This window comes from Nocardioides sp. YJ-D4 (assembly GCF_054031495.1).
Genome location: NZ_CM132932.1, coordinates 1,539,825 through 1,563,794 on the forward strand (window position 1 = coordinate 1,539,825; position 23,970 = coordinate 1,563,794).

General features: G+C 68.0%; 27 protein-coding genes. 12 read left to right on the top strand and 15 right to left on the bottom strand.

The features are described 5' to 3' along the window. Positions 1–26: 26 nt before the first annotated feature. The gene (locus tag ACW14X_RS07485; RefSeq protein ID WP_350838201.1) at positions 27–284 is read right to left on the bottom strand and encodes a hypothetical protein; all 258 of its coding nucleotides are present in this window, start codon (positions 282–284) and stop codon (positions 27–29) included. A 137-nt stretch (positions 285–421) separates the two neighbouring features. On the opposite strand from ACW14X_RS07485, the gene ACW14X_RS07490 reads away from it, so the two are divergent. Together ACW14X_RS07490 and ACW14X_RS07495 are read left to right on the top strand one after the other, a co-directional pair. After that, positions 422–886: an RNA polymerase sigma factor gene (locus ACW14X_RS07490; RefSeq protein ID WP_350838203.1), complete on the top strand. Its 465-nt coding sequence runs from the start codon at positions 422–424 to the stop codon at positions 884–886. Further along, positions 883–1,599 carry a hypothetical protein gene (locus ACW14X_RS07495; protein ID WP_350838205.1) on the top strand — a complete coding sequence of 239 codons (717 nt, stop codon included), beginning with the start codon at positions 883–885 and terminating at the stop codon, positions 1,597–1,599. The genes ACW14X_RS07490 and ACW14X_RS07495 overlap by 4 nt, the downstream gene beginning before the upstream one ends. Before the next feature lie 103 nt (positions 1,600–1,702). Here ACW14X_RS07495 and ACW14X_RS07500 read toward each other — a convergent pair whose 3' ends face one another. From ACW14X_RS07500 to ACW14X_RS07525, 6 genes are all read right to left on the bottom strand, one after another. Then, a complete protein-coding gene (locus tag ACW14X_RS07500; protein ID WP_350838207.1) occupies positions 1,703–2,161 on the bottom strand; it encodes an SRPBCC family protein in 459 nt (152 codons plus the stop codon). A gap of 20 nt (positions 2,162–2,181) precedes the next feature. Next, a complete protein-coding gene (locus ACW14X_RS07505) occupies positions 2,182–2,475 on the bottom strand; it encodes a DUF1330 domain-containing protein (RefSeq protein WP_350838209.1) in 294 nt (97 codons plus the stop codon). A gap of 180 nt (positions 2,476–2,655) precedes the next feature. Next, on the bottom strand, positions 2,656–3,471 hold the full coding sequence (locus tag ACW14X_RS07510; protein ID WP_457165187.1) for an APH(3'') family aminoglycoside O-phosphotransferase: 816 nt from the start codon (positions 3,469–3,471) through the stop codon (positions 2,656–2,658). A 1,078-nt stretch (positions 3,472–4,549) separates the two neighbouring features. Then, entirely contained in the window at positions 4,550–5,623 is a 1,074-nt protein-coding gene (gene ychF / locus ACW14X_RS07515) for a redox-regulated ATPase YchF (RefSeq protein WP_141803377.1), read from the bottom strand. A gap of 187 nt (positions 5,624–5,810) precedes the next feature. Continuing rightward, the gene (locus ACW14X_RS07520; RefSeq protein WP_457165188.1) at positions 5,811–7,178 is read right to left on the bottom strand and encodes a permease prefix domain 1-containing protein; all 1,368 of its coding nucleotides are present in this window, start codon (positions 7,176–7,178) and stop codon (positions 5,811–5,813) included. After that, positions 7,175–7,534: a PadR family transcriptional regulator gene (locus ACW14X_RS07525; RefSeq protein WP_457165189.1), complete on the bottom strand. Its 360-nt coding sequence runs from the start codon at positions 7,532–7,534 to the stop codon at positions 7,175–7,177. Before ACW14X_RS07525 ends, ACW14X_RS07520 begins: the two co-directional genes overlap by 4 nt. Positions 7,535–7,665: 131 nt before the next feature. Between ACW14X_RS07525 and ACW14X_RS07530 the strand changes: the two genes are divergently transcribed. Genes ACW14X_RS07530 through ACW14X_RS07540 form a run of 3 tightly spaced genes read left to right on the top strand, consistent with a single transcriptional unit; the run spans position 7,666 to position 10,221 of the window. After that, positions 7,666–8,184 (top strand): PH domain-containing protein, encoded by a 519-nt coding sequence (locus ACW14X_RS07530; RefSeq protein WP_160024852.1) that lies wholly within the window; start codon positions 7,666–7,668, stop codon positions 8,182–8,184. Further along, positions 8,181–9,773 carry a PH domain-containing protein gene (locus ACW14X_RS07535; RefSeq protein WP_457165190.1) on the top strand — a complete coding sequence of 531 codons (1,593 nt, stop codon included), beginning with the start codon at positions 8,181–8,183 and terminating at the stop codon, positions 9,771–9,773. Before ACW14X_RS07530 ends, ACW14X_RS07535 begins: the two co-directional genes overlap by 4 nt. Positions 9,774–9,813: 40 nt before the next feature. Beyond that, positions 9,814–10,221, top strand: a complete 408-nt coding sequence (locus ACW14X_RS07540) for a VOC family protein (protein ID WP_165112114.1) — start codon at positions 9,814–9,816, stop codon at positions 10,219–10,221. Between the two features lie 2 nt (positions 10,222–10,223). On the opposite strand, the gene ACW14X_RS07545 is transcribed toward ACW14X_RS07540, so the two are convergent. Continuing rightward, positions 10,224–11,276: a WD40/YVTN/BNR-like repeat-containing protein gene (locus ACW14X_RS07545; RefSeq protein WP_457165191.1), complete on the bottom strand. Its 1,053-nt coding sequence runs from the start codon at positions 11,274–11,276 to the stop codon at positions 10,224–10,226. Between the two features lie 159 nt (positions 11,277–11,435). Between ACW14X_RS07545 and ACW14X_RS07550 the strand changes: the two genes are divergently transcribed. Next, positions 11,436–13,286 carry a glycoside hydrolase family 3 protein gene (locus ACW14X_RS07550; protein ID WP_457165192.1) on the top strand — a complete coding sequence of 617 codons (1,851 nt, stop codon included), beginning with the start codon at positions 11,436–11,438 and terminating at the stop codon, positions 13,284–13,286. Between the two features lie 76 nt (positions 13,287–13,362). Here the strand turns inward: ACW14X_RS07550 and ACW14X_RS07555 are convergent, their stop codons facing one another. The 4 genes from ACW14X_RS07555 to ACW14X_RS07570 form a co-directional block, all read right to left on the bottom strand. Next, the gene (locus ACW14X_RS07555; protein WP_350838219.1) at positions 13,363–14,166 is read right to left on the bottom strand and encodes a M57 family metalloprotease; all 804 of its coding nucleotides are present in this window, start codon (positions 14,164–14,166) and stop codon (positions 13,363–13,365) included. A 165-nt stretch (positions 14,167–14,331) separates the two neighbouring features. Continuing rightward, on the bottom strand, positions 14,332–15,420 hold the full coding sequence (locus ACW14X_RS07560; RefSeq protein ID WP_457165193.1) for an ABC transporter substrate-binding protein: 1,089 nt from the start codon (positions 15,418–15,420) through the stop codon (positions 14,332–14,334). 22 nt (positions 15,421–15,442) lie between these two features. After that, complete coding sequence (locus ACW14X_RS07565) at positions 15,443–16,288, bottom strand: ABC transporter permease (RefSeq protein ID WP_350838223.1); 846 nt, start codon at positions 16,286–16,288, stop codon at positions 15,443–15,445. Beyond that, positions 16,285–17,076 carry an ABC transporter ATP-binding protein gene (locus ACW14X_RS07570; RefSeq protein ID WP_350720381.1) on the bottom strand — a complete coding sequence of 264 codons (792 nt, stop codon included), beginning with the start codon at positions 17,074–17,076 and terminating at the stop codon, positions 16,285–16,287. The genes ACW14X_RS07565 and ACW14X_RS07570 overlap by 4 nt, the downstream gene beginning before the upstream one ends. Positions 17,077–17,121: 45 nt before the next feature. On the opposite strand from ACW14X_RS07570, the gene ACW14X_RS07575 reads away from it, so the two are divergent. Together ACW14X_RS07575 and ACW14X_RS07580 are read left to right on the top strand one after the other, a co-directional pair. Further along, positions 17,122–17,904: an exodeoxyribonuclease III gene (locus ACW14X_RS07575; protein WP_160024859.1), complete on the top strand. Its 783-nt coding sequence runs from the start codon at positions 17,122–17,124 to the stop codon at positions 17,902–17,904. Between the two features lie 52 nt (positions 17,905–17,956). Continuing rightward, the gene (locus ACW14X_RS07580) at positions 17,957–18,862 is read left to right on the top strand and encodes an endonuclease/exonuclease/phosphatase family protein (RefSeq protein ID WP_160024860.1); all 906 of its coding nucleotides are present in this window, start codon (positions 17,957–17,959) and stop codon (positions 18,860–18,862) included. Here ACW14X_RS07580 and ACW14X_RS07585 read toward each other — a convergent pair. Further along, positions 18,845–19,162, bottom strand: a complete 318-nt coding sequence (locus tag ACW14X_RS07585) for a TfoX/Sxy family protein (protein WP_350838225.1) — start codon at positions 19,160–19,162, stop codon at positions 18,845–18,847. The genes ACW14X_RS07580 and ACW14X_RS07585 overlap by 18 nt on opposite strands. A 74-nt stretch (positions 19,163–19,236) precedes the next feature. Here ACW14X_RS07585 and ACW14X_RS07590 point away from each other — a divergent pair, with 74 nt between their 5' ends. After that, positions 19,237–20,328, top strand: coding sequence for a DNA recombination protein RmuC (locus ACW14X_RS07590; protein ID WP_160024862.1), 1,092 nt, complete (start codon positions 19,237–19,239; stop codon positions 20,326–20,328). A gap of 4 nt (positions 20,329–20,332) precedes the next feature. Beyond that, a complete protein-coding gene (locus ACW14X_RS07595) occupies positions 20,333–20,776 on the top strand; it encodes a DUF6542 domain-containing protein (protein WP_160024863.1) in 444 nt (147 codons plus the stop codon). A 13-nt stretch (positions 20,777–20,789) separates the two neighbouring features. On the opposite strand, the gene ACW14X_RS07600 is transcribed toward ACW14X_RS07595, so the two are convergent. Beyond that, a complete protein-coding gene (locus ACW14X_RS07600) occupies positions 20,790–21,419 on the bottom strand; it encodes an L-threonylcarbamoyladenylate synthase (RefSeq protein WP_457165194.1) in 630 nt (209 codons plus the stop codon). Positions 21,420–21,452: 33 nt separating this feature from the next. Continuing rightward, a complete protein-coding gene (locus ACW14X_RS07605; RefSeq protein ID WP_160024865.1) occupies positions 21,453–22,451 on the bottom strand; it encodes a 4-hydroxy-3-methylbut-2-enyl diphosphate reductase in 999 nt (332 codons plus the stop codon). Between the two features lie 65 nt (positions 22,452–22,516). Here ACW14X_RS07605 and xseA point away from each other — a divergent pair, with 65 nt between their 5' ends. Both xseA and ACW14X_RS07615 read left to right on the top strand, forming a co-directional pair. Further along, positions 22,517–23,749 (top strand): exodeoxyribonuclease VII large subunit, encoded by a 1,233-nt coding sequence (xseA, locus tag ACW14X_RS07610; RefSeq protein ID WP_350838230.1) that lies wholly within the window; start codon positions 22,517–22,519, stop codon positions 23,747–23,749. Beyond that, complete coding sequence (locus ACW14X_RS07615; RefSeq protein ID WP_160024867.1) at positions 23,742–23,942, top strand: exodeoxyribonuclease VII small subunit; 201 nt, start codon at positions 23,742–23,744, stop codon at positions 23,940–23,942. Before xseA ends, ACW14X_RS07615 begins: the two co-directional genes overlap by 8 nt. The last annotated feature ends 28 nt before the right edge of the window (positions 23,943–23,970 follow it).

A 23,970-nucleotide genomic window follows, 5' to 3' on the forward strand; every position in this document is an offset into this window, starting at 1 on the left:
CAGACTTCTCCTGGTCCCCACCAGGGTCAAGCACCAGACCGTACGCCGAGAGCTTCGCGAAGCTGTCTCGAGGCGGACCGCGGGGTAGCGCCCGCCCGCCAGATGGCGAGCAGCAGATCCGCCCGTGGCCGGCCCGGCTCGGTCCAGCTCGGCCCGAGTCCTGCCTGGCGGAGCACGTCGATCAGGTCCTCGTCGGCTGCCGTACGCGCTTCGGCCCAGGCCAGCGCGTACGCCTCATCGACCCGGTTCAAGGTCGTCTCGGTCTCTACGATCGCAGGCGCCACCGCGACCACCGCTCGGGACTCCTGTCGCTACGAATGTCTGCAAGGCCGCCGGATACTCGAAGGTGCCTGGCGATCACCACATTCGGCGCAGTATCAGGTGCAACGTTTCGGGTGTCCGGTACGACTGAGAAGGTGTGATGACGACGAAGGGGCAGATGCCCAACGTTGGGTTCGAGGAGGCCTACCGGGAGTACCGGATGACGCTCCTGCGGCTGGCGTACCTGGTTTCTGGCTCGCACGAGATGAGCGAGGACGTGGTCCAGTCAGCGTTCACCTCGGCCCACGAGCGCTGGGATCAGATCGAGAACCCGTCGCGCTACCTCAAGAAGGCCGTGGTCAATCTCGTCAAGGATGCCCAGCGACGGCAGTTCCGCCTCCGAGCCAAGGCCGTTGATCGGCCGCTGGTGACCCTTCCGCCTGAGGTTGACGAGACCTGGACACAGATCGCGCAGCTGCCGTGGACGCAACGCGCCGTCGTCGTCCTCCACTACTACGAAGATCTTCCCCTGGCTGAGATCGCAGACATCCTCAACCGCCCAGCAGCAACTGTCCGCTCGGACCACCGGCGGGCGCTGGGCAAGCTCCGAAAGGCACTCGCATGAAGAACACCCACGACCCGGAGAGCCTCGGCCTGCTGCTGCGACACACCCTGCACACGGTTGCGGACACACTCGCCGAGGACGACTTCGCCGCAAGCCGGATCAACACCGCACGAAAGCCGCACCGCAGGCGGCGGATCCTGGTCGGCCTCGGCGCAGTCGCCATCCCTGTGGTGCTGGCGACGGCCGCGGGAGCTGCGATCGTCCGCCAAGGACCGGAGTACGTCGACAAGATCCCTCCGCAGGACATCGTCATGCGCGGAAGCGTGGACGGCAGCCGCTACCTGCTGATCGAGTCCGACCGAACCGATGAGTGTGGTCAGCCCGTCACCGGAGTGGAACTGGTCGAGGAGAAGGAGAACCTGCTCGGAAGCGAGTGGAGCACTACTGGTTATGAGTACGGTGAGTACGTCGAAATGGACTGCGGCCACGTCAACGACACGTCCCGCTATCTGGAGAATCCGGCGCTCTTCAACGCCTCTGGTGTCGAGGTCGGCGACTCGTTCGTCTGGGTCTACGCCGTTCATCCCGATGTGACGTCTGTCCGCATCACGTCAGCGGGTTACACCAAGGACCTCGACGTCCATGAGGTCGACGGAGCCGGATACGCCGCCTTCGAGGTCCCCCACGACATGGACGAGTACACCTCCGAGCTTGCCATCGACGGCCAGCTCGTCCCGGGGTCCCAGCAGGAGCAGAAGGTGCCGCGACCTTGACCGACAAGCGACGTGGGAGTCCTGAGGTCACCGGGTGACTTCGGGACTCCCACGTTGCTGCTGCATCAGCACGGGGCGACGAGGGCTCGCGCCACGAGAGCCATCAGACCTCAGGCGCAGAGAGAGCGTCGACCAACCACGCGTTCCGTTGCTCCAACAGCTTCGTCATGTACCGAGTCAGCACGAGGGCGTTCATGAACCGCCCGACCGGTCCGGCGGGCGACTCGAACTCCACGACATCGGTCATCAGGGTGCCACCAGAGACTGGTTCGAATCGGTGCTCATGCCACCAACGCCGAAACGGGCCGGACTCCTGCTCGTCCACGAACCGGTACGGAGCGTCGTACTGACTGATCACCGAAGTCATCGTGAACGCGATCCCGAGGTGACGTGCTCTCCAGGTCACCGAGTCGCCCCGACGCATCACACCCGAGGTGACACCGGAGATGGCGCGCTCACCCGAGTCGGACATCGACGACTGGTGCGCGTCCACGGACAAGCTCAGCTCAAAGCACCGCTCCGGCGTCGCCGGAATCTCAGTGGTGAGCTCGATCCGTGGCACCTGAAGATCCTGGACTTCGGTCAGTCCATGCCTTCGATGATGCGGAAGTCGCGCTCGACACCGTCGGAGAGGGCGGCGAGCGCCTCCTGGTACGCCGCGCTCTCGTGCGCCGCTACGGCCTGCTCGAAGCTGTCGAACTCGATCAGGACGGTGCGCTCGGCGATTCCGGAGTCGTGCGCCACGACCCGACTGCCACGGCTGAGGACCCGACCGCCCCCGGCCTTGACGGCCTGCGGGGCCAGCTTGTTGTACGCGGCCAGCTTCTCAGGGTCTGAAATGTTGCGATAGGCGCTGACCCAGTAGCCCTTGGGCATGGAACCTCCAGTGTTGGGTTGAGGCGGCGGCATGTCGTGCCCGCTCAGTATCGCTTACGCGGACCACGCCGCCGGCCTCCGCTCATGAGGTGCGGTATTCGCCGAACCGAGCGGAGCCAGGTTCGAGGGGCAGCCGCAGGGCCCACCAGTCCACTGATCATGCGGCTGTCGCCTGATCGTTCAGCCAGGCCAGGTCAGTGGGTCGAGACGCAGATAGAAGCGCCGACGCTCGGCGTCGAGACGGAATCCATACAGCTCGGCGAACTCACGATCGGTCTGGGAAGCGGTGGCCTCATCACGCCACGTTTCGCGAGCATTCTCAAGCAATAGGGCGATGTCCGCGTACGGGTCCGCACGACCGAGCCGCCCCCGATCGATCAGTCCAGATACGCGCATCGTGTCCGGGTCCACGAGGACGTTCGGAAGGCAGAGGTCGCCGTGGCACACGACAGGTGAGGTGCGTTCTTGAAACGTACGCTGCGGCAGCTCGTCCTCGATCCCGTCGAGGATCGTCGCCGGCGGCACCTGCTGCAGCGCTACCGGCAGGAACTCAGCCTGGACTCGACCCGCGGCGACCACCTCCCGTGCGAGCGGCACCATCACCCCGAGCCCCCTGTCGAAGGGACACTCCTCCACAGGCAGGCCGTGCAGCGTACGAACGATCGCGGCGATGCTCGGCCAGGCGCGTCGAAGCGCATCAGCATCCAGCTGGTCTGCCGAGACGCCGGCCACCGCACTGGTGATCAGGCACGCGCCATCGTCCGTCGCCCACCAGTCGAGCACGGAGGCGACGGGGAGGCCTGCCTCGCCGAGCCAGGTGATCCGATCGCGTTCCGCAGCCAGGTCCTGCGCCGCCGCAGCGGGAACGACCTTCGCATAGCGCTCCGCCTCACGGTCATGAAGCACCGTGGCACCGGACTCTCCGCCGGCTACCGGCGACCACTCCGCGTCGTCGGCCGACAACAGCCCCGACGCGATCAGACGGTCGATCGTCATGACGCGAGTATCTCCTCGGAGGCTCGGTCCCGGAGGCTTACACGTTGAAGCGGAACTCGACTATGCAGCCAATCTGCTTCTACAAATACATCCGGCACTCCCCGACCACCATTTCTACCTCTCCCAATGTCGCCCGAACAGTTCCATCGCCAGCTTGATATTTTCGTCGAGCGAAGATGCTATGCCGACATGACCGCCCGGAAGCACGTCCGGCATAGTTTCTCGCCAAACGCACAGGAGTAGGTAATAGGACGCCAGAAACGCAAAGTATGGGTGGGTATAGGTTCGCAAACTCGCCACACTGCTCACAAACGGCGAGAAGGACTCTCCATGAATTCTATCGTTGCGAGCCGTATACAGAAAGACAGACATCAGAAATCTTGAACGCGATAATCCGCTCAATTGAAAATCGATGTCGGAACCGAGCCTGAGGATCTCACCCCGAAGTGCTCTTCTAAGCAGCAACGCACCCTTTCGCCCTGACTCCAGAGATCCTTCACCATATGTCGCGCGTAGGTGGCCGACTAGCTGGTTGATCGCGGAATCTCCCAGACCATCGATTCGTTTTCTGAATCGAGACCGCGATTCAGGTTCATCAATATCAGCAACGATCTTTTTGAAGAGATACTCACATGACTGCACCGGAATGCTTGCACAGAGTCGATCGGTAACGGCTACATCAATCGATCGAGACAGCAATTTAAGCCGGTCGGTGATGTTTGCGCTAACCGCGGCAGCGGACGCAACCTCAAAGGCCTTCCAAGTCGAGTCGAACGCAATGTCAACTCGCTCAGGCAATGCGTCGAAGGCGTCTATGAGGTAACTCAGTTGGCGATGAAATTCTACGGAGTCCGAGTCACAAAGTAGTACTGGCCGGAAGAAGACCCCCGACCGTTGGTCGACACGGGCTGCAAACCTAGCCTCGATTGGCAATCTCGCGCGCGGTTCCAAGACGCCCACTTCCGACCATCGCGCCAAGGCACGGAGCCGCTTCCCTCGGTGGAACGTTGCATCATAAGGCATGCGTATAAATTCGCATGCCCGATGGCAGGCGTCTGGCTTTTCAGCAGATCACTTCTCAGACGTTGAAGCGGAACTCGACCACGTCGCCGTCCGCCATGACGTAGTCCTTGCCCTCCATGCGGACCTTGCCGAGGTCACGGGCCTTGGCCACGGAGCCGGCGGAGATGAGGTCGTCGTAGGAGACGATCTCGGCCTTGATGAAGCCCTTCTGGAAGTCGGTGTGGATGACACCGGCGGCCTCGGGGGCGGTGGCGCCCTTGGGGATCTCCCAGGCGCGTACTTCCTTGGGGCCGGCGGTGAGGTAGGTCTGCAGGCCGAGGGTGTCGAAGCCGACGCGGGCGAGGATGTCCAGGCCGGGCTCCTCGACGCCGGCATCGGCCAGGAACTCGCGGGCCTCGTCCTCGTCGAGCTCGACGAGCTCGGACTCGAACTTCGCGTCCAGGAAGATCGCCTCGGCGGGGGCGACCAGCTCGCGCATGGAGTCCTTCAGGGCCTCGTCGGCGAGCTCGTCGGAGTCGCAGTTGAAGACGAAGATGTAGGGCTTGGCGGTGAGCAGCATCAGGTCGCGGATCAGCGCGCGGTCGATCTTCGTGGCGATGATCGGGGTGCCGGCCTCGAGGGCCTCCTTGGCCTCGACCGCGGCAGCGAGGTTCGCCTTGAGGTCAGGAGCCTTGCGCGACTCCTTCTCCAGCCGCGGGATCGCCTTCTCGACCGTCTCCAGGTCGGCCAGGATCAGCTCGGTCTGGATGGTGGAGATGTCGTTGGCGGGCTCGACCTTGCCGTCGACGTGGGTGACGTCGTCGTCGCGGAAGACCCGGGTGACCTGGCAGATCGCGTCGGACTCGCGGATGTGGGAGAGGAACTTGTTGCCCAGGCCCTCACCCTGCGAGGCGCCGCGCACGATGCCGGCGATGTCGACGAACTGCACCGTGGCCGGCAGCAGCTTCTGAGACCCGTAGATCTTCGCCAGCTCGGCCAGCCGCTCGTCGGGAACCCCGACGACACCGACGTTGGGCTCGATGGTGGCGAACGGGTAGTTCGCCGCGAGTACGTCGTTCTTGGTCAGAGCGTTGAAGAGGGTCGACTTGCCCGCGTTGGGAAGTCCCACGATGCCGATGGTGAGTGCCACGATCGACAATCCTAGGGTCGTACGCCGACCACGGCCGAAACGCCGAACGGGGCTGCAGCGGCCTTCTGCGCCGAACCCGGCCGGATCGTCGACCGGTATCGCCGGCTCGCTCTCCCCGCGACCCTCCTTCGACTGGTACCCCTCGGTCATCGCCGCGCACAAGGCGCGGCGATGACACCCGGGCGCGTCAGTCGAACGAGAAGATGACGGGGAAGGCCACGACCACGACCGCCGCCCACAGGCCGTAGACCGGCAGATAGCGGGTCTGCCAGCGCTCCACGTCGTGGAACGTTCCGGTGCGGCGTACAAAACGCAGGGTGAGCCAACCGGTCCAGGCGAGGTGCGCCAGCAGGATCAGGTTGAGGCCGAGGGCCGCGGTCTTGTTGGCGGTCCAGCCGAACTCCGCGATCCGGGTCAGCATCGCGCTCAGCGCGATCGCATCGACGGCGAGGGCGGCCACGACCAGCGCGAGCTGGATCCAGTCGAAGACGCCGGCGGGTTCCATCGGGTTGTGGGCGGAGATGGAGTAGAGCAGCAGGGCCACGACCAAGATCAGCACCGCGTCCATCAGGATGAGCAGGTTGCGGTCGACCGCGTCGAAGGAGTCGCCGAGGACCATCACCGCGAACATCGCCACCAGCATCACCAGTGCCAGCGGTGTGAAGACCTTGGTGAGCACCGGGGCGATGTTCTCGACCACGTTCATCTTCACCTCGACCAGCCAGGCCGCAACCATGATCGCGCCGGGGACACCGAAGGGAAGGATCCAGTTCTCCAGGTAGGGCTCGAGGTCGAAACCGGCCAGGTTCCACACCCCGACGCTGAGCCCGATCAGCACTCCGGCGCCGGCCTGGATGAGCGCGAGATACATCGCCAGCTCGCCGGTGAACCTCACGAAATCCATCCGACGGCCGTGGGAGCGCCAGATGCCGCCGGCGTACGCCACCGCGGTGAGCAACCACAGCACCACCGGCGTGTGGATGACCACGAGCACGGCGGTCATGCCCGGATCCTCGCCCGCACCGGGCACCGGCGTCATCTCGAACGGGTAAAGGTTGACCACGAGCACGAGCGCGGCTGCCACCGCCGTGAGGACTGCAGCCACGCGCCAGGAGACCCGGCGCTTGTACGCCATCCAGCCGGCCACGGCCGCGACCAGCACGAACGCGACGTTGCGGATGAACGCGAACTCGTCCAAGGACTCGATGAGGATCTTGAGCGCGACGCCGGCCAGCAGCGCCACGCCGATCACGATGCCGAGGTCGCGCCAGCGCGACCCGACGACGCCGGCACCCGGCTCCGGGATCAGCACCAGCTGTCGCCACAGCCGCTCGGAGTGCTCACGGGCGAACTCCCGAGAGACGTCGTCGAGGTTGCCCATCCGCTTGACCGCGACCAGGAACGCCTCGTCCTCGGCGAGACCCCCGTCGGTGAGATCAGCGATCTGGTTGCGGAGATGGTCCTCCATCTCGACGACGTCGTCGGCGGCCAGGGCGGGCCGGCGGGCCACGAAGCCGCGCCACTGATCGATCTGTGCCTCCAGGTCCAGACTCATGCCAGCCCCTCCGCGACCGGGGGCGTGCCGAAGTTGCGCCACACGTTGTCCAGGGTGTCGGCGACCACCTGCCACTGACGTTGCCGGTCGGCGAGCGCTTGGTGGCCGGTGTCGGTGATCGCGTAGTGCTTGCGCCGGCGGCCGCTCTCCGATCGTCCCCAGCTTGCGTCGACGTAGCCGAGTCGCTCCAGACGATGCAGCAGCGGGTAGAGCATCCCGTCGGTCCACTCCATCCGGCCACCGGAGAGCTCCGCGACCCGTTTGCCGATGGCATAGCCGTACGACTCGCCCTCGGCCAGGATGCCGAGCACGAGCGGGGTCGCCGAGGCGGCGACCAGATCCTTGTCGATGCGCATGCGCACCCGCCTCCCATACCTAGTTCTTCTAGGCATTAACCCTAGCTGTTCTAGGGGTGCGCTGGCGCCGTCTGCACCGAATCTGCACATATCCGACGGTAAAGACCGACCACCCAATAGGCTCGCGTCCCGTGAACGCCCCCGACGCACCACAGCGACTGCGCGAACCCGCACATCAGGTCTCCGAGCGCGCGCCGGCGTACTGGCGTACGGCGGAGGCGATCGGCGCCGTGATCTGGCTGGCGCTCGCGGTGGGTGCGATCGTGGCGGCGGTGCTCGTCCCCGAGGGCTTCTGGACCTGGATCCTCTGGGCCGTCGCCGTGGTCTTCGTCCTCGCGCCGGTGCCGGGGCTGACCTTCGTGCCCTCGATCCGGTTCCGGATCCACCGGTGGGAGGTGACCGACATCGCCGTCCACGTACGCCACGGGTGGCTCACCGTCATCGACGAGATCGTGCCGCTCTCCCGGGTGCAGACGGTCGACTCGACCCAGGGGCCGCTGATGCGGCGGTTCGGGCTGCGTACGGTCAAGGTCTCCACCGCCTCCTCGGCGGGCATCGTCCAGATCGCCTGCCTCGACGACGCGCTCGCGCTCGAGGTCGTCGCGAAGCTGGTGGCGATCACCGCGGCGACGCCCGAGGACGCGACGTGAGCACACCCGAGGTCCCTGACGTCCCCGAGGTCCCTGACACTCCTCTCGTTCCGGACGCGGAGTGGCAGCGGCTGGCCGGATGGACCGCGGTCGTCAGCCCGCTCTCGACGCTGCGTCAGGCGATCATCCCGGCCGCGGTCGGTGCCTTCGGTGCCGGGCAGGCGAACGTGTTCATCGGTCTGCTGGTCGCGGTCGGCATCGCGGTGGTCGCGGCTCTGGCCGGTATGGTCCCGTGGCTGACCACGAGCTATCGGGTGACACCGACACATCTGGAGGTACGCAAGGGCCTGCTCAACCGCACCACCCTGACCGCCCGGCTCGACCGGGTGCGGAGCGTCGACCTGAGCTCGACCCTCATCCATCGTGCCCTCGGGGTCACCAAGGTCAATGTCGGCACCGGGGTCGACGAGGGCCAGATCACCCTCGACTCGCTCACCAAGGATGCCGCCGCCCGGCTGCGGCGCGAGCTTCTGCACGCGGCCCCCGCACCATCCGGGCCATTCGCGTCTGACGTCCCTTCGGCCGAAGGCTCCTCCCCGGAGACCGCGCCCGTCGCGGACTCACCCGAGGGCGAGATCATCGCCAAGCTCGACTGGTCCTGGATCAGGTACGCCCCGCTCAACCTCAGGAACCTCGCGATCGCGCTCGGCGGTCTGGGCGCGCTCTTCGGTGCCTTCTCCGACCTCATCCCGTGGGAATCCTTCGGCGTCCGGGTCACCAACGGCGAGGTCAACGGCGTCCCGGTCGACGAGTTCGTACGCATGCTGTTTATCGCCGTGCCGATCGCGATCGTCGGGGCCGCCGCGGTGTGGGCGATCGGGTCGTGCGTGGGCTACGCGGTGCGCTGGTGGGACCTCCAGGTCGTACGCGAGCAGGGCCGGGAGGGCACCACGCTGCGACGCAGCTTCGGCCTGACCAGCACCCGCGCGACGACGGTGGAGGAGGCGAAAGTACGCGGCGCCACCTCCACCGTCGGCCCGCTGATCGGCCTGGCCGGCGGGGCCGATCTCAACCTGCTGACGACCGGGCTCGACGACAACTTCCCCGCGGTCCTGCCGACGGCCCCGGAGCAGGTCGTCTCCGAGGTCGGCACCGACATCCTCGGCGAGGACGCGTTCTCGACGGCGCTCACCGGACACGGGCCGCGGCCACGCCGGCGCTACTGGTTCCGGGCGGTCGTCGCCACCGTCGTGTGGACGCTCGTCGCGCTCGTCCCGACGGTGCTGATCGGCGTCTTCGGCGACGTCTGGCTCTGGTGGATCCCGGTCGCCATGCTGGTGGTCGCCCTCGTTCTCGGGCTGCTCGGTGCCGAGCTGCGCCACCGCCACCTCGGCCACGCGCTCACCGATCGCTACCTGGTCGTCCGCTCCGGCTCGTACACCGCCGTACGCACCGCACTGCAGACCGACGGCATCATCGGCTGGCGGGTCAGACAGACGTTCTTCGACCGCCGCATCGGCCTGGCCCAGGTCACCGCGATGACCGCGGCCGGCCACGAGCACGTCGACATCCCGGACGTGCCGCTCGAGACGGCCGTCGCCCTGGCGACGGCGGCCACGCCGCGTACGGTCTCGGAGTTCGTCGAATAACCCGTTCCGCGTCGGGCGGGCTTCGGTGGATGATCCGGCCATGACTATCCAGATCCGCCATCTCACCTTCGACTGTGCCGACCCCCGCAAGCTCGGGGAGTTCTGGTCGGCGGTCACCGGCTGGCACCTCTTCTACGACGAGGACCCCGAGGTGATCGTCGCCCGCAGCTTCCCGTCGAAGGAGCTGATGTTCCTCTTCGTCCCGGTGCCCGAGGCGAAGTCGGCGAAGAACCGGGTCCACATCGACATCAAGCCGGAGGACACCACCCGCGACGAGCTCGTCGAGCGCGCGCTCTCGCTCGGCGCCACCGTCTTCGGCGACCACCGCAAGGAGGACGGGACCGGCTTCGTCGCGCTCCGCGACCCGGAGGGCAACGAGTTCTGCATCGAGCGCGGCGAGCACGAGATGGCCTCGAGCGGACCGATGACGATCGGGCTCAAGATCTGAGCTCAGCGGGCGAGCACCCCGACCCGCCCGCCCGCACCGGCGGCCCAGCAGACACCCTGGGCGCAGTCGACGGTGTGGAAGCGGGTCTGGGTGGCGCCGAACGGCTTCCAGGAACGGCCGTTGTCATGGCTGATGTCGCTGCCGTTGGGGCCGACGGCGATCGCCGTGCGGCCACCGATCCAGGCGACCGCTTCACGGTATCCGCCCAGGTCGGAGTCGGAGTTGGTCCAGGTGCGGCCGCCGTCGGTGGAGTACGCGGCGCGGTCGACGCCGTCGTCCTCGAGGCCGAAGTCGCCACCGACCGCGATGCCCTGGCGAGGGTTGCGGAACCCGAGCCCGAAGACACCGGCGGCCTCACCGGTCGCGATCGTGGAGTCGGCGGCGGACCAGGAACGACCGCCGTCGTGGGTGGCGTAGATCTTCGCGGCCGCGCCGCCACCGCCGATCCAGGCGTCGCGCGCCCCCGCGGTGACCAGGCAGGTCCCGCTGGCCGAGTAGCCGAACTCACCCGGCGCCTCCAGGCCGCGCGTGTCCGCGATCGTCCAGGTGTCGCCGCCGTCGGAGGTCGTGATGATGCGCCACTCACCGTCGACCGGGTCGCTCATCGCGATCCCGCGCTTGCCGCCGGGCCAGAAGTCGACGCAGTTGTAGAACGCGGTCGGCTCCGCGGACCGGAACGTCTCGGTCCAGGTCGCTCCGCCGTCGACGGTCTTGTAGATCCGGCTCGCCTCGCCCTCGCCGATGGAGAGCACGACCGCCTCGCTCGCCGAGCGTGCCTCGACATCGCGGAAGAGCAGCCCGTCGGATCCCGGTGGCGAGACCTCGTCCCAGGTCCGGCCGCCATCGGTCGTACGGAACACTCCCCCGCCGTCCCCGCCGACCCACGCGGTCTCCGCGTCGACGGCGTCCAGCGCCCGGAACCCCTGTGTCGTATCCACGTTCACAGACGTCCAGCCGTACGCACCCCCTGGCTGCACAGCCTGCGCCGCCGGCGCGAACGTGAGGGTGGTGAGAGCGAGAGTGGCCGCCGCTGCGGCTCCGACAACGATGCGCACGAAGGTTCACCCTGGCCCTGCCGGGCCGTTCTGTCCACCGATCCGGTGAAAATCGTCCTGCCCCCATCTGCCGACTCGGGAATTTTCTTCCGTGACCGGTTGGTAGCCCCTAGAGTGAATCGCCGTGCCGCGTACCGCGGTGCAGATGGGGAGGTTGTCATGAGCAGAACGACACTGACCAGACGCGGAAGGTTGGCGGCTGCGGGACTCGCGGCCGCGGTGGCGGTTGCTACGCCGTACGCAGCAACCCACGCCGCAGAGCCGGATCCGCCCGCGACGACCGCCACGGACATGGCGTCGCCCCAGCACCGCAAGATCGTCTCGCTGATGCACCACATGTCGCTGCAGCAGAAGGTCGGTCAGCTCTTCGTGATCGAGGTCTACGGACGCGACGCCAACAACGTCAGCGACACGGCGAAGGCCGGCAACCAGAGGCTCTACGGCGTGGACACCCCGGCGCAGGCGATCGCCAAGTACCAGCCCGGCGGGGTCATCTACTTCACGACCCGTGGGCCCGACAACATCGGTGATGCCGCCCAGGTCGCGAAGCTCTCCAACGGCCTCCAGAGCGCCGCGCTGCAGCAGCGGCCCAAGATCCCGCTCAACATCGCGGTCGACCAGGAGGGCGGCGCGCTCGTGGCCCGCTTCGGTCCGGCCAGCGGCGCGACCCAGATGCCCGGCCAGATGGCGCTCGGCGCCGGCGGCTCGACCGAGGACGCGGCCCGGTCCGCCGAGGTGATCGGCACCGAGCTGGCCGCGGTCGGGGTCACCCAGGACTACGCGCCCGTCGCCGACGTCAACCTCAACCCCAACAACCCGGTCATCGGCATCCGCAGCGCCGGTGCCGACTCGGCCGCGGTCTCCGACATCGTCGCGGCCGAGGTCGGCGGCTTCGACGACGGTGACCTCTCCTCGATCGCCAAGCATTTCCCGGGCCACGGCGACACCGGCACCGACAGCCACTACGGCCTGCCCGAGGTGACCCACAGCCGCGAGGAGCTCGAGGCGATCGACCTGCCGCCGTTCAAGGCGGCGATCGACGCCGGGATCGACGCGATCATGACGGCCCACGTGACCGTGCCCGCGATCGACCCGAGCGGCGAGCCGGCCACCATGTCCGAGCCGATCCTCACCGGCCTGCTCCGCGAGGAGATGGGCTTCGACGGCCTGATCGTGACCGACGCCCTCGACATGCAGGGCGCGAGCGCGACGTACCCGCCCGACGTCGCCCCGGTCGAGGCCTTCCTCGCCGGCGCCGACCAGCTGCTCATCCCGCCTCAGATGGACACGGCGTACGCCGCCGTGCTCGACGCCGTCAAGGACGGCACCATCTCGCGCCAGCGGCTCGACGAGTCGGTCTACCGGATCCTGGAGCACAAGCTCGAGAACAAGATCTTCGAGAGTCCGTACGTCGACGTGGCGGCCGCTCCGGCGGTCTTCAGCAACCCGGTGCACAAGGCCGACGCCCAGGCGATCTCCGACCGCACCACCACGCTGGTGAAGAACGACGACGATCTGCTGCCGCTGGCGCCGGGGGCGAAGAACGTCCTGGTCGCGGGCTGGGGCGTGGACACGACGGCGGGCATCGCGGCCGGGCTGCAGAAGCGCGGCGCGACGACCCAGGTTCTGCAGTCGGGCACCACTCCGACCGACGCGCAGATCGATGCCGCGGTCGCCGCTGCCGCGGGCAAGGATCTGGTGGTGGTGCCGACCAACAACGCCTGGCAGATCAACCCGGCGACCGGTCAGCCGACCCCGGCGTCCGTGGCCCAGACCAAGCTGGTCAAGGCGCTGCTCGCCACCGACACCCCGGTGATCGTGACCGCGATGCGCAACCCCTACGACGTCACCTCCTTCCCCGAGGCCGCGACGGTGCTCGACACCTACGGCTACACCTCCCACCAGCTCGAGTCGCTGGTGCGGGTGCTCTACGGCGAGGTGAACCCGAGCGGCAAGCTCCCGGTGGAGATCCCCGATCTCTTCCCGCTCGGTCACGGGCTGTCCTACTAGAACCCCCCATGAGAGCGGCCCTCCCGGAAGCCCGGGAGGGCCGCTCTCTTACTGCTGGTGGATCACTGCTGGTGGATCAGGAGCCGTACAGCGCCCGGACCCCGGCCGCGTCGGAGGCCTGGAACTCCAGGTCCTCCGAGCCACCGTTGCACTGCGGGTAGTGCATGATCGAGGAGGAGTCGTACGGGGTCAGCGCACGCCAGTTGTTGTCCTCGAAGCAGGTCGCCGCCTCCGGGCGGGTGTGCTCGTGACGGAACCCGAGGGCGTGACCGAGCTCGTGCGCGAGGATGTCACCCGGCTCCCAGTTGCCCGACGAGAAGATCGAGTCGTCGATGAGCACGTTGCGCGAACGCTTCGAGGTCGAGGGGAAGAACGCTCGCGCGATGTACTGCGAGGTGCTGACCGGCTCGACCGAGAAGAGCACGTTGGAGTTGCGGGTGTTGCACGCGCCGTCCTGGGCGGGGACGTAGGTGAACTCGACCGCCGAGCTCGCCGCCTCCCACAGGCCGGCGCCCTGGGCCATCGCCGAGACGATGCCGGCCTTGTTGGTGCCGAACTTGTCCGAGACACAGTAGGTCAGGTTGAGCGCCTGCGAGGCCGACCACTTGTCGTCCCGGCCGCTGACGGTGTTGACGATGAGGCCGTCCTCCGGGACGTGCTTCGGCGTCGAGACCATCGACTCGTAGAACTTGTGCAGGTCACCCTGGTTGGAGACGACCTCGTCGCCGTTGACGATGTACTGACCGTCCACGTCGACGTATGTGGACGCCTCGAACTCCTGGTAGCTCGGTGCCTCCTCGGCGAATGCGGGAACCATCGACGCAGTCAGCGCTGCGGCACCCGCAGCCGCGGCGATCATCATGGGAATACGAACTCGCATAGCTCTTCCTCCTGGAAATGTGAGCGGCCGCCCGAGATAGGGCACCCCGAGGGCCACAGGAGATTCAAGCGTTACGACCCCGCATACGGCATAGAAACTTCGGTCAAATTCCCGTTTGCCAGGCAAAAGTTTCGAACGAAACTCGTACGTTTGCCGCCGGTCGCATCACGGAGCGGGCCAGATCACCTTGTCGCTGTCATCGACGACGGCCTCCGCGAAGGAGGTGTCGAACCAGGAGGCAGCCTGCTCGGGCGTGACCTTCTGCCCGGCGTACGCAGTGACGACCCCGGCCAGCGCCGCGACGTTGTCGGGGTCGACCGAGCCGAACTTGCCCGGGAGCGGGTTGTCGGCCGCGACCGCGACCTCGGTGCGCCAGATGGCCGTCTCGTGCTTCTCGTCGGACTCGGCGCCGGCCAGGTCGTGCTGGTAGCCGATGCACTCCTCGACGTGGTCCGCGGAGGCGCAGTAGGTGTAGGCCTTGAAGACGGCCCGGAGGAAGTCCTCGACGGCGGTGGGGTGCTTCTCGGCCCAGGCGAGGTTGACGGAGTAGGCGCCGAGGGAACCGGGCACCTCGAAGTCGGTCGGCTCCCAGACGGTCACGTCCTCGCCGGCCTCCTTCAGCTGGTTGGGCTCGTTGGAGACGAACCCGACCAGCGCGTCGACCTGGCCGCGCGGCAGGACGCCGGGGTCGTAGCCGACCTTGACCTGCTTCACCTTGGTCATGTCCACGCCGGCCTCGGCGAGCATCGCCTGTACGCCGACCGGCACCCAGCCCTTGTGGCCGAGGGTCTTGCCCTCGAGCTGCTTCAGGTCGGTGATCGAGGTGCCGGTCATCAGCACGTCGAGACCGGCGTTGGAGTAGGACGAGACGCCGAGCACCTTCAGGCCGCTCGCGTTGGAGGTCATGATGTCCTGCTCGGAGAGCGGCCCGACCTGCACCTTCCCGGCGGCGATCAGCTTGGCATTCTGGGAGACGTCGCCCGAGCCCGGCTGAAGCTCGACGTCGAGGCAGAGATCGGTGAAGTAGCCGAGCCGATCTGCGGCGATGGCCTCCATGATCGAGGCCGACGCCTGCCAGTAGTAGCCCGACATGTAGGTGATCTTCCCGGCCTTCTCGTTCTGCTCGCAGCGCTCGGCCGAGACCGCGCTCCCCTGCTCGCCGGCGGAGTTCTGCGAGGACCCGCAGGCGGTCAGCGCACCGAGCAGGACGACCGCCGACGTGAGGGCAGCAGCGATCGGACGTACGCGAGACATGAAGGGCTCCTTCACTCGAAGATCAGGACTCGTGCCAGTGGAGCACTCGACGCTCGGCGAGCGTCACGAGCCAGAACAGCAGCGACCCGAGCGCCGCGAGGACGAAGATCGCTGCCCACACCGTAGCCAGTCTGTTCTGCGAGCTGGCCACCTGTATCACGCTGCCGAGGCCGTCTGCCGACCCCGCGGCGGAGAGCTCGGCCACGACGGCGCCGATCATCGACAGCGGGAAGACGATCCGCAGGGACGCGAAGACGTACGGCAGCGAGGCCGGCACCCGCAGGTAGCGCAGCACCTCCAGCCGGCTCGCGGCCACGGTCCGGTAGACCTGCAGCACCGGCGAGGGCACCGCCCGCAGCCCGGTCGCCACGTTGATCAGGATCGGAAAGAAGCAGACCAGCGCGGTCAGGACGACCTTCGGCCCCATCCCGAACCCGAGCGCGACCACGAGCAGCGGCGCGATTGCAACCAGCGGCGTCACCGAGAGCACGACGGCCACCGGCATCACCGCACGCCGCACCACCGCGATCTCGCTCACCACGACGGCGAGGGCGAAGGCGGCGACGAAGCCGATCCCGAGCCCCACCAGCGCCTCGCTGAGCGTGACCAGGGTGTTGCTCAGGAAGTAGCCGGGGTCCTCGGTCAGCACGCTCGCGATGTCGCCGAGCGGCGCGAACAGGTAGGGCATCCGCCGCGCGCCCAGCTCCCAGGCGAGCCCGAGCACCACGACGAGGAGGACGAACGGGAGCCAGTAGCGCGGGCGGAGCAGCCGCGTACGGCGGCGCAGGCGGCGCGCGGCGAGCTGCTCGGGAGTGGGGACGACGAGATGTGGCCGAGGGGCCGGCTGCGTACCTGAGTCCAGGGTCACGAGACGACCTCTCCGTGGCTGAAGGCGTCCCTCAGGCTGCCCCGGAGGGCGAGCTCGTAGGCGTGGAACTCGGGCGAGGTGAGCAGCTCCTGGTGACGCGGACGGGGCAGGTCGATGTCGATGACATCGGTGATCCGGCCCGGTCGCGGAGCCATCACCACGACCTTGTCGGACAGCCTGACCGCCTCGGAGATCGAGTGGGTGACGAAGACGACCGTCGCGCGGGTCTGCTCCCACAGCTCCAGCAGCTGCTCCTGGAGCGCCTCGCGGGTGAACTCGTCGAGCGCACCGAAGGGCTCGTCGAGAAGGAGTACGTCAGGGCGCAGCCCGAATGCGCGTACGATCGCGGTCCGCTGCTTCATGCCGCCGGACAGCTCGGCCGGGAGCTTGTGGAGCGACTCCCCCAGGCCGACCTCGCGCAGCATCGCCTCGAGATCGGGCCGGCCGCGGTCGCTGCGGCGATTCACCTTGTGCGGCAGGGTCACGTTGCCGAGCACGCTCAGCCAGGGCAGCAGCGCCGGAGACTGCGGCACGAAACCGAAGGCCTTCGCCTCGGCCGCCTCCTTCGGCGTCAGACCGCACACCGTGATCTTCCCGGCGTCGGCCGACTCCTGCCCGCTGATCAGCCGCAACAGGGTCGACTTGCCGCAGCCCGAGGGCCCGATGATGCTCACGAACGTGCCGGGCTCGATCGTCAGGTCGATGTCGTCGAGGGCGATCAGCTCGGCGAGATCGGCCTGCTCATAGAGACGACGGACCCCGTGCATCTCGATCGTCGCTCTGCCCACGCCTCAAACGGTAGTCCAATACGTCCTCTGGATAGTCTGACGGGCGTGCGTATCGCCACCTGGAACATCAACTCCATCCGCTCCCGCATCGACCGCGTCGAGGCCTTCGTCGAGCGACACTCGATCGACGTGCTGGCCCTGCAGGAGACCAAGGCCAAGCCCGACCAGATCCCGACGATGGGGCTGGAGGCCCGTGGCTACGAGGTCGCCTCGGTCGGCTACGACCAGTGGAACGGCGTCGCGCTGATCTCGCGGGTCGGGCTGACCGACATCCAGGTCGGGTTCGAGGGGATGCCGTCGTTCAAGGACGTCGCCGAGGCCCGCGCCATCTCGGCAACGTGCGATGGGATCCGGGTGACCTCGGTCTACGTCCCCAACGGCCGCAAGCCCGACGACCCGCACTACGCCTACAAGCTCGAATGGCTCGCGGCCCTGCAGAAGGCCTCTCTGGCCTGGCACGACGGCCCCTCGGCCATGGTCGGCGACTGGAACGTCTGCCCCTTCGACGAGGACTGCTTCGACCCCAAGCAGTTCGTCGGCAAGACCCACCTCACCCCCGCCGAGCGCGACGCCTTCTTCGCCATCGAGAAGGACTTCAAGGATGTCGTACGCCCCTTCGTGCCCGGTCCGGAGGCCTACACCTACTTCGACTACTACCGGCAGCGCTTCGAGCGCAACCGCGGCCTGCGCATCGACTTCGTCCTCGGCTCCCCTTCCTTCGCCTCGCGGGTGACGGGCGCGTTCGTCGACCTCGACGAGCGCAACCCCGCGATCGGCACCGGCTCTCCCTCCGACCACGCTCCGGTGATCGTCGATCTCGCCGACTGACCGCGATGAGGTGAACCGGGAGGGCCGGAGCACGGTCTGGTCCCGTGGAACGGTGTGCGCGATCCTCCTGCTCGCCATCGGCGGCACGATCGTCTTCCACGCCCATCTCCCGTCGGCGCTCGGCATCGGCAGCCTCGTGGAGACGTTCCTGCCCTGGCTCGGCGCCGTGGCGGTGCTGGTCCTGATCGTCGGGCTGGCGCGACGGTCGGCCGCCGCGGTCGTCGCGTTCCTCGTGCCCGCCGTGGCCTGGGGTTGGACGTTTCATCCCAAGCTCTCCGACGTTCCCGCGTCGCGCCCTGACCTGGTCGTCGTCCAGCACAACGTGAGCGACACGAACACGGACATCACCGGGACCGTCCGCGAGATCCTCGCGGCCTCGCCCGACGTCGTAACGCTGAACGAGGTGGTTCCCGAGCGGGTCGACGACTACAGCCGGGCGTTCGGCGATGTCCTTCCGCACCACGAGACGTACGGCACCGTCGGGGTCTGGTCGGCACGACCGCTGGAGAACGCGACACCTCTCGATCTGCGCCCGGCGGGCGTGGACGCGTCGTGGAGACGCGGGCTGCGGGTCGAGACCAGGCCTGCCGACGACGCCCCTGTCGTCGCGGTCTATGCCGTGCATCTGCCCTCGATCCGGCTGGGCGTCCGCGGCCTGGACGTCAGGGCGCGCAACGGGAGCATCGAGCTTCTCGCCGAGGCTCTGCGTGCCGACGACACCGAGGTCGTGATCGTCTCCGGCGACTTCAACGCAGACGCGCGCGACCGCGCACTCCGTGCGGTCATCTCCCAGGTCAGCGAACCGCAGGACCGCTTCGGGTTCACCTTCCCGGCAGCCCTCCCGGCCATCCGCATCGACCACGTCTTCGCCCGTGGCGCCGAGGTCGAGGACGTACGACCGTTGGACCGGACCGGGAGCGATCACCTTCCGGTGGTCGCGCTACTTCGGTGGCAGTGACTCGGCGGTGACGACGCCGCGCTCGACCCAGCCGGCGAGCGCGTCGCCGCTGAGCAGGTCGGCGGGGACGTTGACGTAGCCGGACATCGTCCGGCCACCCATGATCGCCGGCTCGGCACCCGCGGCGATGGCGGCCTCGAAGGCCGATCTGCCGGTGCGTACGAGCAGGTCGTCGCGGCGGATGGCGCAGGCCATGTTGCCGTTCACCATGAAGGCCAGCCCGCCGAACATCTTCACCTCGGTGGCACCGGCGGGCACGAGGTCCCGCACTCGTTCGGCGAGCTCGACGTCGTGGGCCATGCCTCCATGGAACCACGAACCGCCGACAGTGCCCATCCGAACAAATTGTCGGTGGTGCCTGCGAGGATCGATGTATGGAGATCTGGATCCTCGTGCTCGGACTGGTGATCGGTCTTGCCCTGGGCGTCGTGCTCGGGGTGCTGTGGGCACGCGCCCGGAGCGTGGGGACGGTCGCGGCGGGGATGGTGGACCAGGCCGAGGTGATGCAGGGGCTCGACCGGCTCAGCGACCAGATGCAGCATCTCGACCGCGAGCGGGCTCGCTGGCAGGGGCAGTTCGAGACGGAGGTCGGGCGGCTCCAGACCGAGACCCGGTCGCTGTCGACGGCGCTGCGGAAACCCCAGGTCAGGGGCCGCTGGGGCGAGATGCACCTGCGCCGCGCGGTGGAGCTCGCCGGCCTGGTGGACAAGTGCGACTTCTCCGAGCAGGTCCATCTCGAGGACGGGCGGCTGCGACCCGACCTGGTGGTGCACCTGTCCGGCAACAAGGAGCTGGTCGTCGACTCCAAGGTCCCCCTGGACGCCTACCTGGACGCCGCGGCGGCGGACAACGAGGACGACTACCGAGCTCATCTGCGCAGACACACCGCCCAGCTGCGTACGCATGTGGACCAGCTGGCCTCGAAGTCCTACTGGCGCTTCCTGGAGGAGTCGCCCGAGTTCGTCGTGCTCTTCGTGCCGGCGGAGTCGTTCCTCTCGGCGGCGCTGGAGACCGAGCCCGGCCTGATCGAGTACGCCGCGGAGCGCCGCGTCGTGCTGGCCTCCCCGACCACGCTGATCGCGCTGCTGCGCACGGTGGCGCACGGGTGGTCCCACGAGGCGCTCGCCGAGCAGGCCCGGGAGATCCACCGGCTCGGCCGTGACCTGCACCAGCGCCTGTCCACGATGTCCAGCCACCTGGACGGGATCGGGCGCTCCCTCAACACCGCGGTGACCCGCTACAACCAGGCGATCGGATCCCTCGACAACCGGGTCCTGGTGGCCGCCCGTCGTTTCAATGAATTATCGGTAACCGACGACGAGCTCGAGACGCCGCGTCCGGTGGAGATACGCGCTGTGGAGCGGCTCAGCAGCGTAAGGGAAGATGATCGGCGCGCCGCCGAGAATGACGGTGTGCCGGGCCCTACCGTGGGTTCGGATACACAGGCTGCATACGAGAGATCGTGACCCCATGAGTCAGCGCACCATCTGGGAGGAAGGACGCGAGTCCGGCCGCCATGTTGTCGCGCTCGGATCCGCCACCTCGCTGACGGTGACCTTCGTCGATCTGCTCATCGACGACCAGATCGGCCTGCTCTTCGACTTCGCCTTCGTGGCGATCGCGCTGACGCTCGCGCTGATCGTCAGACCCAGCGACTTCTTCGTGGTCGGCGTGCTCCCGCCGCTGATCATGCTCGGCATCTTCATCCTGCTGGCCGCGACGCAGCCCGGATCGATCGCCGACGCCGGGGACGGCTTCGTCCAAGCCGTGGTCAGCGGCCTCGGACACCACGCGATCAGCCTCTTCATCGGCTACGCCCTGTGCCTGGGCTGCCTGGTGATGCGCCGCCGGGTGCTGAAACAGCGCACCGAGACCCGCGACGAGGTCGAGCGCGAACGCGCCCTAGCCTCCTGATCAGTCCAGCAACTCAGTCCAGCGCCAGGAACCCGGAGACGTCGCCGGCACCCTCACGGATGACCTCGGGCTCGCCGTCGGACCAGTCGATGACGGTGGTCGGCTCGGCCGGGGTCTCACCGGCCTCGATGACGATGTCGACCTGGTGATCGAGCGCCTCCTTGACGTTCCACCCGAAGACCTCCGGCTCGGTCTCGCCGGGCAGGATCAGCGTCGAGGACAGCAGCGGCTCACCGAGCTCCTCGAGCAGCGCCTGCACGACGGCGTGCTCGGGGATGCGTACGCCGACGGTCTTCTTCTTCGGGTGCATCAGCCGTCGCGGCACCTCAGGCGTCGCCGGGAGGATGAACGTGTAGGGCCCCGGGGTCGCGTGCTTGATCGCCCGGAAGGCGCTGTTGTCGACGTGGACCATCGTGCCGAGCTGCGCGAAGTCCTTGCAGATCAACGTGAAGTGGTGGCGGTCGTCGAGACCACGGATCTTGAGGATCCGGTCGCGACCGTCCTTGTTGCCGATCCGCGAGCCGAGCGCGTAACCGGAGTCGGTCGGGTACGCGATCAGCTGGTCGTCACGCAAGGCATCGACGACCTGGCTGATCAGACGGGGCTGCGGGTTGTCTGGGTGTACGTCGAGAAATCGGGCCACCCCTCGACCCTAACGCCACCGGGCGGGCTGGGATCAACCCCTCGCGGCAGCGGCTTTCAGGTCCTTGCGGAGTTCGGTCGGCAGCGCGAAGATCAGCGACTCCTCGGCGCTCTTGTGCGCCTTGGCGTCGGGGAAGCCGCGGTCCTTGAGGAACCCGACGACACCCTCGACCAGCTTCTCGGGCACGCTGGCTCCGGAGGTGACCGAGACGCTGCGCACGCCCTCGAGCCAGGACTCGTCGATCTCGCTGGCATCGTCGACGCGGTAGGCGGCCTTGGCGCCGGCCTCGAGGGCGACTTCGACCAGGCGGACCGAGTTGGAGGAGTTGCCGGAGCCGACGACGATGACCAGGTCGCTGGCCCCGCCGATCTCCTTGACCGCCTGCTGGCGGTTCTGGGTGGCGTAGCAGATGTCGTCGCTGGGCGGGTCGAGCAGCTCGGGGAACTTCGCCCGGAGCGCGGCGACCGTCTCCATCGTCTCGTCGACCGAGAGGGTGGTCTGGGAGAGCCAGACGACCTTGGAGGGGTCGGCGACCTCGAGGCCGGGTACGTCGCCGGGGCCCTCGACGAGCGTGGTCGCCTCCGGCGCCTCGCCCATGGTGCCCTCGACCTCCTCGTGACCGGCGTGGCCGATCAGCAGGATGCTGTAGCCCTCGCGGGCGAACCGCTTGGCCTCCAGGTGGACCTTGGTGACCAGCGGGCAGGTCGCGTCGATCGTCTTCAGCTCACGCACGGCGGCGTCGGCGTGGACCGCCGGGGAGACGCCGTGGGCGGAGAAGACGACGGTCGCACCCGAGGGCACCTCGTCGAGCTCGTTGACGAAGATCGCGCCACGGTTGCGCAGGTCGTCGACGACGTGCTTGTTGTGCACGATCTCCTTGCGCACGTAGACCGGCGCACCGTAGAGGTCCAGCGCCTCCTCGACCGTGATCACGGCCCGGTCCACACCGGCGCAGTAACCGCGCGGCTCCGCGAGGAGGACAGCCTTCTCGTCGTCGGAGATCAGGCGTGGGGTGCCAAGGTCGATGCTCATGGCTCCAGTCTAGAGACCGTGGCGTGACACCTCTAATGTCGGTGGCCCGCTCTAGGGTTGGCGACATGGCGTTGGACACCTCCCCCGAGTCGCCCGCCCCGGTGCGGCAGATCGCGAACGCGATCGGTGGCTGGATCGACAAGCTCGGTGCGGTCTGGGTGGAGGGGCAGGTGGCCCAGATGAGCCGGCGGCCGGGGATGCAGACCGTCTTCCTGACCCTGCGCGACTCGGTGGCCGACATCTCGGTACCGGTGACGTGCACGCGGTTCCTGCTCGACAGCCTGAATCCGCCGCTGGTCGAGGGCGCCTCGGTGATCATCCATGCGAAGCCGTCCTACTACGCCAACCGCGGCACCCTCTCGCTGCAGGCCCGCGACATCCGTCCGGTCGGGCTCGGCGAGCTGCTCGCCCGGCTCGAGCAGCGCCGGCAGCTGCTGGCCGCCGAGGGCCTGTTCGCTGCCGAGCTCAAGCGCCCGCTCCCCTTCCTGCCGGCCAAGGTCGGGCTGCTCACCGCAGCGAACTCCGCGGCGGAGCGAGACGTGCTCGAGAACGCGAAGCGGCGGTGGCCGCAGGTGCGGTTCGAGGTGGCGTACGCCGCGATGCAGGGGGCGCGCAGCGCTGCCGACGTCGTCGAGAAGCTGCAGCGGCTCGACCGCGACCCCGAGGTCGACGTGATCGTCATCGCCCGTGGCGGCGGTTCGGTCGAGGACCTGCTGCCGTTCTCCGACGAGCACCTGATCCGTGCGGTGCACGCCGCGCGCACCCCGGTCGTCTCCGCGATCGGCCACGAGCCCGACTCGCCGCTGCTGGACCTGGCCGCCGACGTACGTGCTTCGACGCCGACCGATGCCGCCAAACTCGTCGTACCCGACGTGGTCGAGGAGCAGCGGATCGTCGCGACCGGACGCGACCGGCTCCGCGGCGGGATCGCCGCGCTGATCCACCGCGAGCAGACGCTCCTGGACGCGCTGCGCTCCCGGCCGGTGCTGGCCGACCCGCGCTCCCTGATCGACGCCCGGCGCGACGAGGTCACCTCGCTGCGCGACCGTGCCCGCCGCACCCTCGGGCACGCCCTCGACCGGGCCGCCGACGACATCGGCCACCATCGCGCCCGAGCTCGAGCGCTCTCACCCCTGGAGACGCTGAGACGGGGGTACGCCGTCGCCCAGGATGCCGACGGACACGTCCTCACCAGCGTCGCCGACGCCGCCGAGGGCGAGACGGTCAGCATCCGCCTCGCCGACGGCCGCCTGACAACGACCATCACCTCGATTGAGAAAGATCCTGCCGATGACTGACGACAACAACAGCGACCTGTCCTACGAACAGGCCCGCGAGGAGCTGGTCGAGGTCGTCCGCAAGCTCGAGGCCGGCGGCATCACCCTCGAGGAGTCCCTCGCCCTGTGGGAGCGCGGCGAGAAGCTGGCCACGCTGTGCCAGGAGTGGCTCGACGGCGCCCGGAAGAAGATCGACGCCGCCATCCAGGACTGACGAGACGTCACTCCCGTCGCCCGAGACG